The organism is Verrucomicrobiota bacterium JB022 (assembly GCA_030673845.1).
In the GTDB taxonomy this organism is placed as follows: Bacteria; Verrucomicrobiota; Verrucomicrobiia; order Opitutales; family Oceanipulchritudinaceae; genus WOUP01.
The window spans coordinates 268,081-283,928 of record JAUTCQ010000017.1 but is presented as its reverse complement, the minus strand read 5'-3'; the positions used below and the strand labels follow the sequence as shown (position 1 = coordinate 283,928).

12 protein-coding genes are annotated in these 15,848 nt (G+C 63.1%); 9 read left to right on the top strand and 3 right to left on the bottom strand.

The window, feature by feature from the left end; genetic code table 11:
• Positions 1 to 106: 106 nt before the first annotated feature.
• Together Q7P63_13950 and Q7P63_13945 are read right to left on the bottom strand one after the other, a co-directional pair.
• Entirely contained in the window at positions 107 to 1,297 is a 1,191-nt protein-coding gene (locus Q7P63_13950) for an MFS transporter (GenBank protein ID MDP0501193.1), read from the bottom strand.
• Between the two features lie 14 nt (positions 1,298 to 1,311).
• The gene (locus Q7P63_13945) at positions 1,312 to 3,669 is read right to left on the bottom strand and encodes a TonB-dependent receptor (protein MDP0501192.1); all 2,358 of its coding nucleotides are present in this window, start codon (positions 3,667 to 3,669) and stop codon (positions 1,312 to 1,314) included.
• A gap of 464 nt (positions 3,670 to 4,133) precedes the next feature.
• Between Q7P63_13945 and Q7P63_13940 the strand changes: the two genes are divergently transcribed.
• The 9 genes from Q7P63_13940 (at position 4,134) to Q7P63_13900 (ending at position 14,428) form a co-directional block, all read left to right on the top strand.
• Positions 4,134 to 6,911 carry a TonB-dependent receptor gene (locus tag Q7P63_13940; protein MDP0501191.1) on the top strand — a complete coding sequence of 926 codons (2,778 nt, stop codon included), beginning with the start codon at positions 4,134 to 4,136 and terminating at the stop codon, positions 6,909 to 6,911.
• A gap of 194 nt (positions 6,912 to 7,105) precedes the next feature.
• The gene (locus Q7P63_13935) at positions 7,106 to 7,870 is read left to right on the top strand and encodes a DUF3450 family protein (GenBank protein MDP0501190.1); all 765 of its coding nucleotides are present in this window, start codon (positions 7,106 to 7,108) and stop codon (positions 7,868 to 7,870) included.
• A 13-nt stretch (positions 7,871 to 7,883) separates the two neighbouring features.
• On the top strand, positions 7,884 to 9,308 hold the full coding sequence (locus tag Q7P63_13930) for a MotA/TolQ/ExbB proton channel family protein (GenBank protein ID MDP0501189.1): 1,425 nt from the start codon (positions 7,884 to 7,886) through the stop codon (positions 9,306 to 9,308).
• Between the two features lie 22 nt (positions 9,309 to 9,330).
• Entirely contained in the window at positions 9,331 to 9,966 is a 636-nt protein-coding gene (locus Q7P63_13925; protein MDP0501188.1) for a MotA/TolQ/ExbB proton channel family protein, read from the top strand.
• 9 nt (positions 9,967 to 9,975) lie between these two features.
• Positions 9,976 to 10,383, top strand: coding sequence for a biopolymer transporter ExbD (locus Q7P63_13920; protein ID MDP0501187.1), 408 nt, complete (start codon positions 9,976 to 9,978; stop codon positions 10,381 to 10,383).
• A gap of 66 nt (positions 10,384 to 10,449) precedes the next feature.
• Positions 10,450 to 11,130, top strand: coding sequence for an energy transducer TonB (locus Q7P63_13915; GenBank protein MDP0501186.1), 681 nt, complete (start codon positions 10,450 to 10,452; stop codon positions 11,128 to 11,130).
• Between the two features lie 12 nt (positions 11,131 to 11,142).
• Positions 11,143 to 12,510, top strand: a complete 1,368-nt coding sequence (locus tag Q7P63_13910; GenBank protein MDP0501185.1) for a tetratricopeptide repeat protein — start codon at positions 11,143 to 11,145, stop codon at positions 12,508 to 12,510.
• A 138-nt stretch (positions 12,511 to 12,648) separates the two neighbouring features.
• A complete protein-coding gene (locus tag Q7P63_13905; GenBank protein MDP0501184.1) occupies positions 12,649 to 13,089 on the top strand; it encodes a heavy metal-responsive transcriptional regulator in 441 nt (146 codons plus the stop codon).
• A gap of 19 nt (positions 13,090 to 13,108) precedes the next feature.
• Positions 13,109 to 14,428, top strand: coding sequence for an SO_0444 family Cu/Zn efflux transporter (locus tag Q7P63_13900; GenBank protein ID MDP0501183.1), 1,320 nt, complete (start codon positions 13,109 to 13,111; stop codon positions 14,426 to 14,428).
• Between the two features lie 95 nt (positions 14,429 to 14,523).
• On the opposite strand, the gene Q7P63_13895 is transcribed toward Q7P63_13900, so the two are convergent.
• The gene (locus Q7P63_13895; GenBank protein MDP0501182.1) at positions 14,524 to 15,729 is read right to left on the bottom strand and encodes a PatB family C-S lyase; all 1,206 of its coding nucleotides are present in this window, start codon (positions 15,727 to 15,729) and stop codon (positions 14,524 to 14,526) included.
• Positions 15,730 to 15,848: the final 119 nt, after the last annotated feature.

Below are 15,848 nucleotides of genomic sequence, written 5' to 3'. Positions count from 1 at the left end.
ATACGGTGCTTTTCGGTTGATTTTTGACCAGATTGGATAAAATATGCGTCTTACGCTGCCTCGGATGGGACCGCCGCAGTTTTTCGGGACATCTTCTGCACAGGTCCTACTCCGAGGCGGGCGTGCCTTTATTTTGCCAGCCCACTTCTTGAGAGTGGGAAAGCCATGGCAATGCCAATAGAGCCAGCGCCGCCAAGAGCCCGCTGGCCAGCGCCACCCCGGCAAATCCTCCCTGCGGGTAAATCCACCCCGCAGCCGAGGCTCCCATCGCACGGCCCAGCTCCGCGACGCCGTAACACAGGCTCAAGCGCACCGCTTGGCTCGCATCGCTGCCACGCGCAAAAAGGCTCTCCTGGATCGCCGGGATCCGGCCAGCGCGCGTCACCAGCATCAGCAACACCCACACCCCGGCACTCATGGGCGAAAGCTGCCACCAGAGCGGCCCCGTCAGGCAGACAAGGCCGGAGGCGCACATCCAGCCGCCGATCCGGCGCACCACCGAGCGCTGCACCTGTAGTTGGCTGAGCAAAATCAACACCCCCGCCTGTACCACCCCGGCGATGCACAGCCACACCGCCAGTTGACCGGAGCTGCGCACCTTTTCTTCGGTCCACCAGACTGGTAAATACGCCAGCAGCGCCCCGCCGATGGCGAAAGAAACAGCATAGAGGCTCGCGGTGCCCAGCGTAGCAGGCGTCCGCACCTCCTGCCCCAACGCCTGCCAGAGCGCCCGGATTTTCTGCACCGCCGCCGGGGGCGCATCCTTCGCCAGCCGGAGCACCGCAGTCGACACCAGCAAGAGGCCGCCCAGCCCACCCAGCACAAAGGCCGGAGAAATGGCCGCGCCTACCACCAGCGCCAAGGGCAAGCCCGCCGCCTGCCCCGCGACATAGCCAGCAGTGGAGAGCGACAGCGAGCGGCGGGGCGAATCTTCGCCGCGCACCGCCACCATCGGCACCAGACCGCGACTGAGCCCGGTGGCAACTCCTGCCAGCGCCCTCAACGCGGCCCAATAAAAAAGGCCCGCCTGCGGCACGAGCAAAGCGAGCGAAAAAGCGGCCACGAGCCAGGACGACCACCGGACCATCCGGGCCGCGCCCCAACGAGCCGCACACAGGCCGGCGAGCACAGAGCCGACGGCAGTGCCGGTCGCCTGCGCAGCGAGGACGAGCCCCGTCTCCTGCAGGCCCCAGCCGATTTGCGCGCCCCACAGCGGCACCAGCAGCCACGCCGCCTGAGCCTGCAGGGAGAGCAGGCCCTGATGGAGCGAGAGGTGCCAGAGGGAAGCGCGCGGCATAAAAGGGTGAGCGATCAGAACGTATAGTCAGCACTCACCACGCCGTACCAGAGGCTGTATTGGTTCTTCGTCTGGCGCAGCTCGTCGCCCATGTAGCTGCGCTCGGGCGAATCCAGCAGGTTGAAGACTTGCACCCCTACGCGCCAGTGTTCGCCGATCGCGCGACTGGCCGCCGCGTCAAAGGAAATGACCTTCTCGCGGTAAGTATCGCGACCTGCGCTCTGGTCCACATCGTCCAACGACTCGCTCTGATAGGAGAAGCCGAGGGAGAAGCGGTAGCGGTCGTCGTTCAAATCCACCCGCGCCTGCGCGAGGTGATCCGAGCGGCCCGGCACGGCAATCGTCTCGTCCGGACGGGTCGGAGTGTCGATTTTTGCCTCGTGGTCGGAATAGGTATAGCCGAGCGAGGTGGCCAGCGCCCAGGTTTCCGTGAGCTTGAAGCGCTTGTCCCACTGAGCCGTAAAGCCTTGAATGTGGCCTTCTTCGCCGTTTTCGACGCGGCTGACGGTGTAGGGAGCACCACCGATGTATTCGGTATCGGCCGCGCCGTAGAAGAAGTTGCTGATCTCCAGGTAGTAGAGCTCGACCGAAAGGGTGCCCCAGCTCTCGGTGCCGTGGACGATGCCGAACTGGTATTGATTGATCCGGGTCGGTTCCAGATTGGGGTTACCCTCACTGATGGTCTGCGTGGGGATGGCCACGCGGCGGTATTGAACGATGTCGAAATACTGGGGCCGCATGAGCACTTGCGACCAGGCGCCGCGCAGCGTCCAGTCTTCGGCGAGCTTGTATTCGAGCTGGAAGGACGGGAGGTAATTCCAATACGAGCGGTTCGCCGTCCGCTCCTTGACCACCACATCGCCCACCTGGTCGATTTCGCGGCCCACGCTGGGGTCGTTGACGCTTACCGGCACCTGCTCGATCCCGAGCGTGTCGGTCTTGGTGTGTTCGGCGCGAAGGCCGGCGGACACGTTCCACTTGCCCAGGGCGCTGGCCAGCAGGAGGTAGCCGCCCGAGACGGCCTCCTCGGCGTCATACGTCTGCTGGTAAGATTCGAGCTTGGAGGCGTTTTCCTCGAAGCCGAAGTAAGCGTCCTTGTTATCGTAGAAGAAATGGGCGCCGGGGGTCGCGGCCAGACCGGCGGGCTGCTCAAAGCGGTCGCGGACGATGGTGCCCGGCGCGTAAGCCTGATCGACCCGATCAAGGGTGAAGCCGCCATTGGCGGGGTTATAGACTTCGCGATCTTCGCGGTTGGTGCGCTTTTTTTCGCGGTGGAGCACGCCCGAGTAGATCCAGATCGGCTGGTCAAAAGTTTCCAGCCGGTACTCAACATCGGCCCGCCCTGCGTAATCTTCATCCGTGGTTTCGGTCGGGTGGAGGCGCAGGCTCTGGAATTCTGCCGTGCTGGTGTCCATCAGGTCCTGGCCGCTGAGGATCTCGTAGGTCGGGAAGGCCGGATCGCTGATGTCGTAGCGCATGTCGAGGCCGGAGTCCTTGAAATTCCAGTCCCACCACATGTCAGACATATCCCACTTGTGGTAAAAGGCGGAGTAGCTGATCGCGCCCCAGTCAAAACGGGTCTCGCCGCCCGCTGTCAGGCGGTAGCGCTCGCGGTTGGTGATCGTGTCGCCAAAATAGCGGCGCGTGCGGCCGTCTTCCACCTGGCCTTGCGTGACGGTGTCGCCTTCGCTGGCAAGCACATCGAAGTCGCCCGCCCCGAATTGCAGCTCCAGGCGGTTGCGGTAAAAGCGGTCGTAGTAGTCCTGATAGAAGGCGCGCAGGTAAAAGAGCTGATTTTCGCTCGGCGCCCACTCCAGTTGGCCCGTGTAGCGGTTGTCGCGCGTATAAATCGTGTCGCGCGAGTAGCGCGGGCGGTCGAGGAAGTAGGCTTCATCGTCCGTCGTCGCATCGTCTCCATCGTAGCCGCCGCGCAGCGTGGCCCAATAGGCTTCATAGTGCTCTACCGCGCGGTCGGCCGCCGAGGAGCGGGCTTGAAAGGCGAAGGCCCATTTGTCTTCGCCCCAGCCGACGAGGCCTTGCACGCCGCCGCCCCAGGCGCTGGAGCCCGACATGTGGTTGTAGTTGAGTTCGAGGCCGGTGCGCAGGCTGTCTTTGCGGCCCAGGATGGTGGACCCAGGAAAGAAGGCGCGGTAGTCGACGCCTTCGCCGTCGCCATCGGCGGCGCTGCCGAGGCCCACATCGCCAAAGGCTTGGTACTCAGAGGCAATCGGGTTGCGCTTCTGGAGCACGCGACCGCGTTCGCGGGGGCTTTCGTTGGCGCTGCCGGAGGCGTCGCTCTCGACTGGCAAATTTTGCACATCCGCCGCCGGGTCACTCAACGCAGCCTCGTCCGGAGTGGTACGTTCGCTCACCCCCAGGCCGGCTTCGGCCGTGGTTTGAGCGGTCTGCCCGGGCAGTGCGTGAAGAAAAAGGCTGCATCCCAAGAGACAGGACACGGTTCTATAAGAAGGAAGCAGGGACATCTGATTAAAAAGTTGAGCCACTCACAGTGGCCGCAGCGCCTTTGAGCAAAGGGTATACCATCCGCTAAATTTTACCCTACTGTTTAATAATGGTCATTAAACACCATGATAACCGCCTTCACGGCGAAAACTGATCAGAGGCTACTCACCAGTAGGGTTTGGCACACCTTCTGCAACTTCCGGGAACAGCTTCGATCTCCGTAGCTAACCAAACACCAATCAAAAAGATGTCCCACTTAAAACTGGAAGCCCCCGTCCCAGGGGCCGTTAGCTCTGCTCATGCCGGTTCTCAAAGCGCGCCGCGCCGCACCGGTTTCTGCTCACGTCTAGCTGTTGCCAGTACCCTCGGCCTTATGTTGAGCGCTGGCACCCTGGCCCACGCCCAGGAGTTGGAAATGCTGGATACCTTCACCGCTATCGGCCGCGGTGAAACTCGCGCCAGCAACTCGCTGAACCTGGAAGACCTGGAGGCCTCGCTGCCCGGCCTGTCGCTGGAAAAGTCCATCGACGTCCTCCCCGGTGTGAATGTCACCACGACCGACCCGTTTGGCTTCTACGAATTCGGCTCGGATGTGCGTCTGCGTTCCTTCCGTCTCGACCAGGTCGCCGTTACCGTAGACGGCGTGCCGATGGGCTCGAACGACCCGCGCTATGGCACTCGCGCCACCCGTGTGGTCGACACCGAAAACATCGGTGGCATCGACGTCTCCCAAGGTGCTGGCGACTTGACCACGCCCGCCTATGAGGCCCTCGGTGGTTCCATCAAGTACCGCGTGCGCATGCCTTCCGCCGAGCCGGAGGTGATGATCAAGTATACCCGTGGCGACTTCAACGCCGAGCGCGTCTTCGCCCGGGTCGACACCGGCGAGATCCTGCCGGGCCTCACCGCCTACGTCAGCGCTTCCGACTTTTCCTTCCGCAGCGCCGGGATCCCGGCCGACTCTCTGCGCCGGCACATGGATGTCGTGACGCGCTATGAGTTCGAGAAGGGCTTCATCAGCGCCCAGTTCGCCTACAACGACCGCGACGACTACGACACCGCCGCCCTGAGCTACGCCGAGTGGAATGCCCTCGAAAACGGCAACCCCGGCGACTACAACATCAACGCCAGCGAAGCTGCCACCTGGTTGCACGTCCTCGCCGCTCATGGCTACCGCGAATACTCGCCGTTCATGACCTACACCACGGCGGACGGTCAGCCCATCTACCGCGATAGCCGTATCAACGCGGACGGCGAACGTGAAACTTTTGGCACGACCACCAACACGGGCACCCCGTGGACGCCGGATCGCTGGGATATGGGCAACTATAGCGACAGCGCTCGCGAATACGGCCCCCCCACCTACATCGACCCCGACCTCGGGCCCGGCGACGGCGTAAACGCCATCTACTACGACAAGTGGCGCAACGGCCGGATCGACCAATTTACCCGCCTGGTGGGCGAGCTCGAGATCACCGAATCGATCAAGATCTCCGGCAACGCCTACTACCAGGAGAAGAACAACTACGGCACCTGGGGCGTCGATCGCTCCGCCGCCGAGGGTGAAATCCGCACGGCGTATGAGTATGCCACCCTGAGCGAGCGCCCCCGCACCGATATGTGGCCCGTGATGCTCTACAACGCCGCTGGAGAGCCCCTCCGCATGGACGGCAGCGTGATCCCCCAAGTCCTCGACAACCAAGGCCGAATCCTCTACCGCGCGATGGGCCCCGAGGGCATCTACACCACCGCGACCCCTCAACCAGGTGAGACCTTCGTCGAAGCGCGTAACTTCAGCTCGGGCCACGCAGTCGTTGCTCCTGGCTCGACGCCCACCGACATCACCCCGGGCGTCCCTGGGCGCACTGGCCGCGATGAAGACTTCGGCGGGCACCGCTACGGCATCACGACCTCCCTCGAATGGGATATCACCGAAACGAATACCTTCGTGGTTGGTGGCTGGTATGAGCATGACCGTCACGGCGCCAACCGCCCGAACTTCAACCTCGTCGGCGGCGGTGTCACCAACTGGTTTGCCTACGATCAGCCGCTCTTCAACAACTACAACCGCCGCTTCACCAGCAAGCACATGATGGCTTTCTTCCAGGACACGCAACGTCTCCTGGACGAGCGCCTGACCATCACCGGCGGCTTCAAGATGCTGAAGGTCGACCGCGAGATCGACGGTATCCTCTCCAACCAAATGTGGCGCGAGAACACGACCGAGTTTCGCTCGGTGGTCTACAAGGACAACTTCCTGCCGCAAATTGGCGCAACCTTTGAGCTGACCGACCGCATCGAGCTCTTCGGCAACTACTCGGAAAACATGTCGGCGCCCGACCACGGCACGCTGGCCGACGCGAGCGGCTTCAATTCCGGCCTCTCCCCCGAGTATGCCAAGAACTACGACTTGGGCGTGCGCTACTCCGGTGGCAGCATCCAGACCTCGTTCGCCGTCTACTACATCGAGTATGACGACCGCGTCCTGGCCGTGCCGGCCCCGGCAGGCGACTCGTCCTTCACCACCGGCCAGACGACCTACCGCAACGTGGGTGGCCTGGAGTCCATCGGGGCGGAAATCGGCTTCGACTGGCGCACACCGATCGAAGGCCTGAAGTTCGTCGGCTCGATCGCGGTGCAACAAACCGAGTTTGCCGAAGACCTCTACGACGGCCTGACGAACGATGCGGAAGACAACGACAACTACTACACGCTGCCCAACCCGCGCTTTGTAGCGGTCTTGCCGCCCACCGACCCGAACTACGACCCGAGCTCCCCCGAGCAAAACCAGTACGAGCGCTATGAAAACAGCTCGGGCAAGGACATGGGCAACACGCCGTTCCTCACCGTCAACCTCGAGGGCACCTACCGCATTGGCGACTTCACCCTCAGCCTGGGCGGCAAGTACTACGACGACGTCTACATCAACACGCTCAACACGCAGGAGATCCCCAGCTACGTGCTCGTCAACTCCGGCATCTCCTGGGCTGCCCCGGCCGACAGCAAGTTCAGCGGCCTGAAGCTCTCCGTCAATGCCGACAACCTGTTCGACGAGGAAGCCTGGTATGCGACCTCCTACAACAGCACCGACGGCGAAGTCATGGCCGACCGCGGCCGCAACGTCTACTTCGTTGCCGAGGTCACATTCTAAAGACCTCCGTCTAAGCCAACCGCTTTAGCTTCTTTCATCATCGGGAAGCACGCTGCGATCACGGAGGTGGAGTGGGGCCAGTCCCCACTCCCCTCCCCTATCGAAACCCGGCCCCACTGGCCAAGGTAGAGCGCCACCTGCAAAAAGGCGGGCCCTCCCCCTTGTTCAATTTACCGGAACCGTTTGAAGCAGATATGGAAAAAGCAACTCACCAATGGCTGCCTTGGCTGGCCGTGGCGGCACTCGCCACCCCCCTCCAGGCGCAGGAAAACGCAAAAGTCACCCAGGAACTGATCCAGGAGTGGGTCTCGACCGAAAAGCGCATCGTCGATGAACGGAACGAGTGGGATCTCGAAAAGGAGATCATGCAAGACTCGATCCAGGCGCTGAAGGAAGAGAAAAGCTCGCTCCAGAGCATCATCGAAGATGCCGAGGCCTCCGCGGGTGAAGCCGACAAGAAGCGTGCCGAACTCCTCGAAGCCAAGGACAAGCTCCAGGCTACCTCCAAGGATATCGCCGCCTCCATTTCCACCTACGAAAAGGAGCTGCTGGCGCTCGCACCTCGCTTGCCCAAGCCGCTCCAGCGCATGATCAAGACGCCCCTGGGCCGTATCCCGACGGATGAGGAGACCGAGGTCTCCCTCTCCATCCGCACCCAGAACGTCGTCGCGATCCTCAACGAGATCGACAAGTTCAACGGCGTCGTGACCAAGGAGACGGACATCCAGGAGCTGGACGACGGCTCCACCGCCGAAGTCACCACCCTCTACTTCGGCCTCGGTGGCGCGTTCTTCACCGATCCCGAAGGCACTTACGTGGGCGTTGGCAAGCCCAGCACCGATGGCTGGGTCTTTACCGCCGCGCCCGAATCCGCTGATGCGATCAAGCAGCTGGTGGCCGTCTACGACCGCTCGGTCGAGGCCTCCTACGTCAGCGTGCCCTACGAAATCATCGACTAATCGCCCGTCTCCCATGAAGATGTCCCGTAACACCATTTCTGGTTTGGTCCTTGGTTTGGTCTGCCTCTCGGGGACTGCCTTCGGGCAGTCCTCGGCGTGGCAGCAAGCCCACGAGAAGGCCGAAACCAAACTCGAGTCCTCCCTCGGCCAACTCGCCGAGCTGCAAACGCAGATCAAGGACGAAAAGCTGCCTCTGGCCCGCGAACGCCAGGCGCTGCTCGACGAATTGAAGACCATCCGCCGCGAGGCCGACCGCGTCCAGCGCCTGCGCGACAATAGCCGCACCGATGTGGCCAGCCTGGAGCAAAACGTCCAGACCCGCCGCGAAGAGATGGACTACCTGGCCAACCTCACGGCCGAGTATTCCCGCTCGCTCGAAACGCGCGCCGACGCCGCCGAAGTCCCCGGCTACCAGCCGCTCTTCGACGCCTCGCTCGCCGCGATGGAAAACCCGTCCTTTACCTCGGTCGACAAGATCGGCGCCCAGCTCGACACCGTCGGCGCCGGCATCGACCGCGTGGAAAAGCTGCTTGGCGGCACCCGCATCCAAGGCCAAGCCGTCGCCCCTAATGGCACGCTGGTCGACGGCACGTTCGTGCTCTACGGCCCGCTGACGTTCTTTGCCAGCAGCGATGGCGCCATCGCCGGTGAGGCCGCTCGCGGCCAGTCCGACCAGCCCACGGTGCTCGCCGTCGGCAAGGGCGCGTTCGACGGCCAGATCGCTTCCGTCGCCTCCAGCGGCGCGGGCCTGCTGCCGACCGACGCCACCCTCGGCAACGCTGCCGCCGTGGCTTCGACCAAGGAATCGCTGCTCGACCACGTAAAGAAGGGCGGCGTGTGGGTATGGCCGATCATCGGCTTTGCGGTGCTCTCGCTGATCGTGGCGCTCTTCAAGAGCTTCGAGCTCTTCTCGCTGCCCAAGCCAAAGCCTACCCTTACCTACGAAATCCTCGCCGCCCTGCACGATGGCAAGACGGAGGAAGCCAACCGCATCGCCAACAGCGTGCAAGGGCCTCCCGGCAAGCTGCTGCAAACCGGCGTGAAGAACTACCATCGCGATCCGGAGCTGCTCGAAGAGATGCTCTACGAGACCATCGTGGAGACGCAGCCCAAGGTCATGCGCCTGCTGCCCTTCATCTCCGTCACGGCGGCCGTCTCCCCCCTGCTGGGCCTTCTGGGCACCGTTACGGGGATGATCAACACCTTCAACATGATCAAGATCTTCGGCACGGGCGACGCGAAGAGCCTCTCCGGCGGTATCTCCGAAGCGCTCATCACCACCGAATTCGGCTTGATCGTGGCCATCCCGGCCGTGCTCTTCTACGCACTGCTCTCCCGCTACGCCAAGGGCTACCTCAGCACGATGGAGAACATGGCGATCAGCTTCGGCAACGGGGTGAAGGCGCTGCGCACCGACAAGAAGGCTACCGTAGCCTAAGCCCTCCACCACCCGGCACGCCATGTCGTTCTCATTCCAAGAACTAGTCGACCAGGTGATCGAGATCTGGATGGCAGGGGGCTCCCTGATGATCCCCCTCGCGATCCTCGGCCTGATGATCTACCTGGTGCTGGGCGAGCTGTTCCTCCACCTGCTGGCCAACAGCTACTTCAAGCTCGACCCGAACGAATACGGCCACTGGGTCGACCGTCCAGACGAGGCCAAGGGCAAGGTGGGCGAAGTGATTCGCTACAGCCAGGAGGGCTGCCAGAGCGCCGCCGACGTGCGTCTGCGCGTCGCGGAAATCCGCCAGGCCTCCATCCCGCCCATCCAGCGCCGCCTCGTATTCGCCACCATGCTCATCAACGCCGCGCCCCTCACGGGCTTGCTCGGCACGGTGATGGGCATGCTCTCCACCTTCCTCGGTCTCTCCGTGTCCTCCGGGGCCGGCAACACGATCGACATGGTGGCGGGCGGCATCTCCGAGGCCCTTATCACCACGCAGACCGGTCTGGTCTTCGCCATCCCCGGCTACGTCCTCGTCAGCTACATCAAGAAGCAGCTTGCCGAGCTCGACCACTTCTTCACGCAGCTGGAAATCCTGACGGCCATCAAGTTCGAGCGCCGCAACAGGGAAAAGTCTCAACCCGCAGCTTAGCACATTCCCATGAAATACCGTCGTTCCATTACCGAGGGTGAATCCGAAAGCGACGAGATCAACATGTCGCCCCTCATCGACATGGTGTTCATCCTCCTGATCTTCTTTATCGTCACCACCGTGTTCGTCGAAGAGACGGGCGTCGAGGTCGACAAACCGCAGGCGGCCTCCGCCAGCGACCTGCAGAAGAACAGCATCCTGATCGCAATTACCGACAAGGGGCAAGTCGTCTACGGCGGCAAGGAAGTCGGCCTCACCGGCGTCCGCTCCGTCGTCAAGAACCTGCTCACCAACGAGAAGATGCCCGTGATCATGCAGGTCGACAAGGCCGTGCCCACCGACCTCACCGTCCGTGTGCTCGACGAGCTCAAGCTCGCCGGGGCGGAAGACATCAGCATCTCAACCGACGAGATCTAAGCCATGGGTACCACGACCGCACCGGCCCCCAAGGCCTCTCCGCGGGCGGGCCGACCACCGCACAACATGCCAAACTCTTCGTTTTCGTGGCGCGGCTACCAGGCGCCCAAGGTGTCCAAATCAACCCCCGGGGGCGTGGTCTTCGCGATCTTCGGGGTGGCCGCCATGCTCGTCCTGGTGCCCCTCGTGCAATCGATCACCGGTGGCCCGCCGGAGCAGGTAACCGTCCGCGAGTTCAACGTGTCGCTGCCGCCCCCTCCCCCACCCCCGCCGGAGCCTCCGCCCCCGGTCAACGAGGTGGTGGAAGAGCCGCCGCCGCAGATGCAGCCGCCCCCCATGAACCTCTCCCTCAGCCAGCTCTCCATGGCGATCAACCCCGGTGTGGGTGGTGCCTTGGCCGGAGACTTCGGCCTCGGGGAGGTTAACCAGGTGAGCAGCGCCGACACGATCCAGGACATCCAGCTCTTCGACATCAGCGAGCTCGACGAAAAGCCGCGCGCGCTGACCAACGAGCAGTTTGACGCTCCGCCTCGGATCCGCCAGCAGCGCATCCCGATCAAGGCGATCGTTGAGATCGTGATCAACCCCGACGGCTCGGTCAACTTCACCAAGTTCCACGAGGTGAGCCCGTCCGGCGTCGAGGAATCGATCATCAACTACGTGAGCCGCATGCGCTTCACCAAGCCCATGAAAGACGGCCGCGCCGTGAGCGCCCGCTACGGCATCCCGATTGTCATCAACTGGTAATTCAACAGACACATGTTCAAGCACTTTCGCACGTTCAGCACCCTGGCGCTCGCCCTCGTATCCGTGGGCAGCGTGCATGGGCAACTCTTCCCCCTCTCCGAGAACAGCTGGTCCAACCCGGAATTCCGGGAACGCTTCCTCGGCAGCTACGGGGTCGACACCTCAGTGAACCCCGAGATCAGCCTCGACGAGAAGACTCTCTTCGAAGAGATCACGCCGCTCATCCAGTCCAACAACGCCCGCGGGGCCATCGCGGCCCTGCAACGCGGCATCAAGCCAGAGTCCAGCGCCGCCTTCGACTTCATCCTGGGCAACCTGTATTACCAGGAGCAGGACATGGCGAAGGCCATCCCGGCCTATCAGCAGGCGATCAAGAAGTTCCCGAACTTTTACCGCGCCTACGTCAACATCGGCCGCAGCTACGTGAGCCAGAACAACTGGTCCGAAGCGCTCAAGCACCTCCAAAAGGCGATGGAGCTGAAGCCGGGCGACGGCTCGCTCTACGGCCTGCTGGGCTACTGCTACATGAACCAGGGCGAGTACACCACCGCGCTCGACTCCTACCGCATGGCCATCATGCTCCAGCCCTCCAGCAAAGACTGGAAGCTGGGCAAGATGAAGTGTCTCGAAGCCCTCAACGAGCATGAAGAGACCATCGCCATGCTCTACGAGTTCATCGAGAAGGAGCCCGAGAACGCCGAATGGTGGATGCTGCAGGCCAACGAATTCCTCGACCTGCAAAAGCCAGAGCTCGCCGCCGCCAACCTAGAGATCGTGCGCCAGCTGGGCAAAGCCAAGCCGGCCACCCTCATGCTCCTGGGCGACATCTACATCAACCAGGGCCTGATCCAGCAAGGCACCGAGGCCTACGGCGACGCGCTCACCTCCGGCGAAGTCAAGACCGACCGCGTCTTGCGCGTGGGCTACAACCTCGCCTCGCACGAGCGCTTCGACGAAGTGGCCGAGATCATCTCGAAGTTCCGCGCCTCGCCGGCCGGTAGCAAGATGACCGAAGCTGAAGAGCTGGAAGTGCTCAACCTCGAAGCCAAGGTCGCGCTGGGTAACAACCAGAACGAGAAGGCCGCCGAATTGCTCGAAAACGTAGTCTCGCGCGACCCCATGAACGGGCGCGCACTCCTCTCGCTCATCGACTACTACCAACAGGCGGGCGATGCCGTAAAGGCCACCTACTATGCGGAACAAGCCGCCAAGCTGGAAGAATTCCGCCACCCGGCCCTGCTCTCCCTCGCCCGCATCAAGGTGGGCCAGAAGGAGTTCGGCGCCGCCTCCCGCTATTTGCGCCAGGCACAGGACATCAAGCCGCTGGGATACGTGGCCGATTACCTGGCCCAGGTGGAGAGAGCGGCCGACAGCCAATAGGGCTTTCAACACGGTTCCACACCGCCCTCTCTTACCCTTATAAACCTGAGCGCAAAAGGGGGAGATCGTTCCAACGGTCTCCCCCTCACCGTGTACACGCGGCTTGCGATGGCCGGTTCGGCGGCTTACCTTGCCACCATGCAACGCATGACCATCGGCCAACTGGCGAAGGAGACCGGCGTGACGGTGGAGACGCTCCGCTTTTACGAGCGCGAGAGCCTGCTGCCCGAGCCGATCCGCCTCAGCAACGGCTACCGCGCCTATGCGCCCGAGGCGGTCGACCGCGTGGCCTTTATCCAGCGCTCCAAGGCCCTGGGCTTTTCGCTGAAAGAGATCGCCGAGCTGCTGGAGCTGCGTCAGGACGACGAGAGCGATGCGGGAGACTACCACCACCTCGTGACGGAAAAGCTGCACCACATCGAAGAGAAGATCGACGACCTCCAGAGGCTGCGCACGGCCCTGCAGCGCCTGCTCGAAGCCTGCCCGGGCGAAGGCTCGGCCAGCGAATGCCCTATCGCCCGCACCTTGAGTGGAAATACAAAAAAGCTCCACTGCACGCTTGACCCTGTAGTAAGGTAGAGGGTGTAAGCTGGCCCTCATGAACTGGGTGAGTGAACTTTTGCGCGGCGTCTGGGCTCTTGTGGCCGAGATGGCCCCTTACCTCTGGCTGGGCTTTGGCATTGCGGCCCTGCTCCACGCGGTTGTGAAGGAGAGCTGGGTGCGCGAGCACCTGGGCAAGCGCGGCTTTTGGCAGACCGTCAAGGCCACCCTGCTCGGCGTCCCCCTCCCCCTCTGCTCCTGCGGCGTGATCCCCGTCGCGGCAGGCATTCGGCGGCAGGGCGGCAGCGCAGGGGCGACGGCGGCCTTTACCGCCTCCACCCCGCACACCGGGGTCGACAGCATCCTCGCCACTGCCGGCATGATCAGTTGGCCCTTCGCCCTGGTGCGCATCGGCGTGGCAGCGGTCAGCGGCGTCGTCACCGGGGTGATGGTCGACCGCTTTGGCCAGGCCGACGACGTGGCACCCAAGGACATCGACGCTGGTTGCGGTTGCGGTTGCGGCTGCAAGGGCGAAGAAGCCGCCTGCGCCTGCGAAGACGAGCCGGAGGAAGCGCATAGCTGCTGTTCTTCCAGCAAGGCCAAGGAGGCGCACACCTGCTGCGCCAGCCAGCCCGTGGAGGCCATCGCCCAACCCGAGTCGAGCTGCTGCAGCTCCAAGACTCAACCTGCCGTCACCTCCTGCTGCAGCCACGAAGCGCCTGTCGAGGAGGCATCGTGCTGCTCCAGCCACAAGGCCGCAGAAAGCTCTTGCTGCAGCTCCCATGGCGCGGAGCACGCTCATCACGCACCGTCGAAGCTGGCGGAGGGCCTGCGTTTCGGATTCGAGACGCTGCCGCGCGACCTCTCGCGCTCGCTCCTGCTGGGCTTCGTGCTCGCAGGCGTGCTGACCCAGCTTTTGCCAAGCGGCGCGCTGCAGGACTACATCGGCAGCGGCTGGATCGAATACGTTGCCGCTACCGTCATCGGCCTGCCGCTCTACGTCTGTGCCATCGGCTCGATCCCCATCGCAGTGGCCCTGCTGGCGGCAGGTCTCTCGCCTGGTGCGGCGCTGATCTTCCTCGTGGTAGGCCCGGCGACCAGCGTGGCAACCATGGTGGCGCTACGAAAGATCATCGGGGCCCGCTCCACCGTACTTTACATCGCCTCGCTGACCGTTACCGCCTGGATTGCGGCCCTGCTGGTCGACCTCGGACACTGGAACGTGATCGGCCATGTGCACCCGATGGAGATGCAGGCGGCCTGGTGGCAACACGTGCTCGGCGCCGGCCTCATCGCCCTGCTCGTCTGGCCCTGGCTGCAACGCCTGTTGCCCAAGGCCAAGGCAAGCGCGAAGGAAGAAGCCCACGCCTGCCATTGAGAAATGGCTTTTAGCCGCAGTTTCACGCAGATGAAACGCAGATAAAACAAATCATCATCTGAGAAAATCTGCGTCGATCTGCGGCTGAATCTATCTTACACCGCCTGCGCCACCGCGGCGTCGTAGGCGGCCTTGAGGCGTTCGAGGCCCTTTTCCATCATGGCGGGCGGGCAGCCGAAGTTGAAGCGCAGGAAGCCCGGCGCGTGGAAGTCGCCGCCGTTGCTGAGGCCGATGCCGTGCTGCTCGAAGTGGGCGACGGGGTTGTCGAGACCCAGCGCGCGCACGTCGAGCCAGGCGAGGTAGGTGGCCTCCATTGGTTGCATCACCACCTGGGGCAAGTGCTCGCGCACAAAGGCATAAAGACGGTCGCGGTTGGCGCGCAGCACGCCAATCAGCTCCTGTCGCCAAGGCTCGCCGTGGTTGTAGGCGGCGGCGCAGCCGGTGTAGCCAAACGAATTGACTTCGGTGATGAGGCCGCGCGCGCAGAGGCGGTAAGCCGCCCGTACCTTGGTATCGGGGATGACGAGGAAGGCGCAGGCGAGGCCCGGCAGGTTGTAAGTCTTGCTGGGCGCATACATCGCCACCGTGCGGCTGGCGATCGACTCGCTGACGTTGAGCATCGGGAGGTGCTTCGCGCCGGGCTCGAGGATCAGGTCGCAGTGAATCTCGTCGGACAGCAGCACGAGCTTATGCCGCTCGCAGAAGTCGGCCAGGCGCTCCAGCTCCTCTTGCGTGTAGACGCGGCCCACCGGGTTGTGCGGGTTGCAGAGGATGAAGATCTTGGTCTGCGGGGTGACGGCGGCCTCCAGCTTTTCCCAATCGAAGGTATAGCGGCCATCCTCCAGCTTCAGGTCGACCGTCTTGAGCGTGCGGTCGCGCCAGACGGGGGCACTGAGGAAGGGCGGGTAAACGGGCGTGCAAGTCAGGATCTCGTCGCCCTGCTCGGCAAAGGCGGCCGCCGAGACGTTGAGCGCAGGCACCAGGCCCGGCATCCACACCAGCCACTCCTTCTCGGCCTTCACGCCATGCACGCGCTGCAGGTAGCTGAGCACGGCTTCCACCACCTCGTCGTTGGGCAAGGTGTAGCCAAAGATACCATGGTCGACGCGGGCCCGAAGGGCTTCCAGCACCGGCGGCGGCGACACGAAATCCATATCGGCCACCCAGAACGGCAGCACATCGCGCCCGCGATACTTGTCCCACTTCAGGCTCCCGGTGCCAGTCCGGTCGCTACACGTCTCGAAATCAAACGACATGGGGAGAAACTGCAACGACCCCGCCGAAAAGACAAGTTTGTCCATCAACCCGGGAGGAGCGGAAGAGCTATTTAGCCGCAGATGAAACGCAGATTGGCCGGATAGATTTTTATGCCGGAAGATGCCTCACGCTTTGACCTCTCAGCCGACCGCCCGTATCTAAG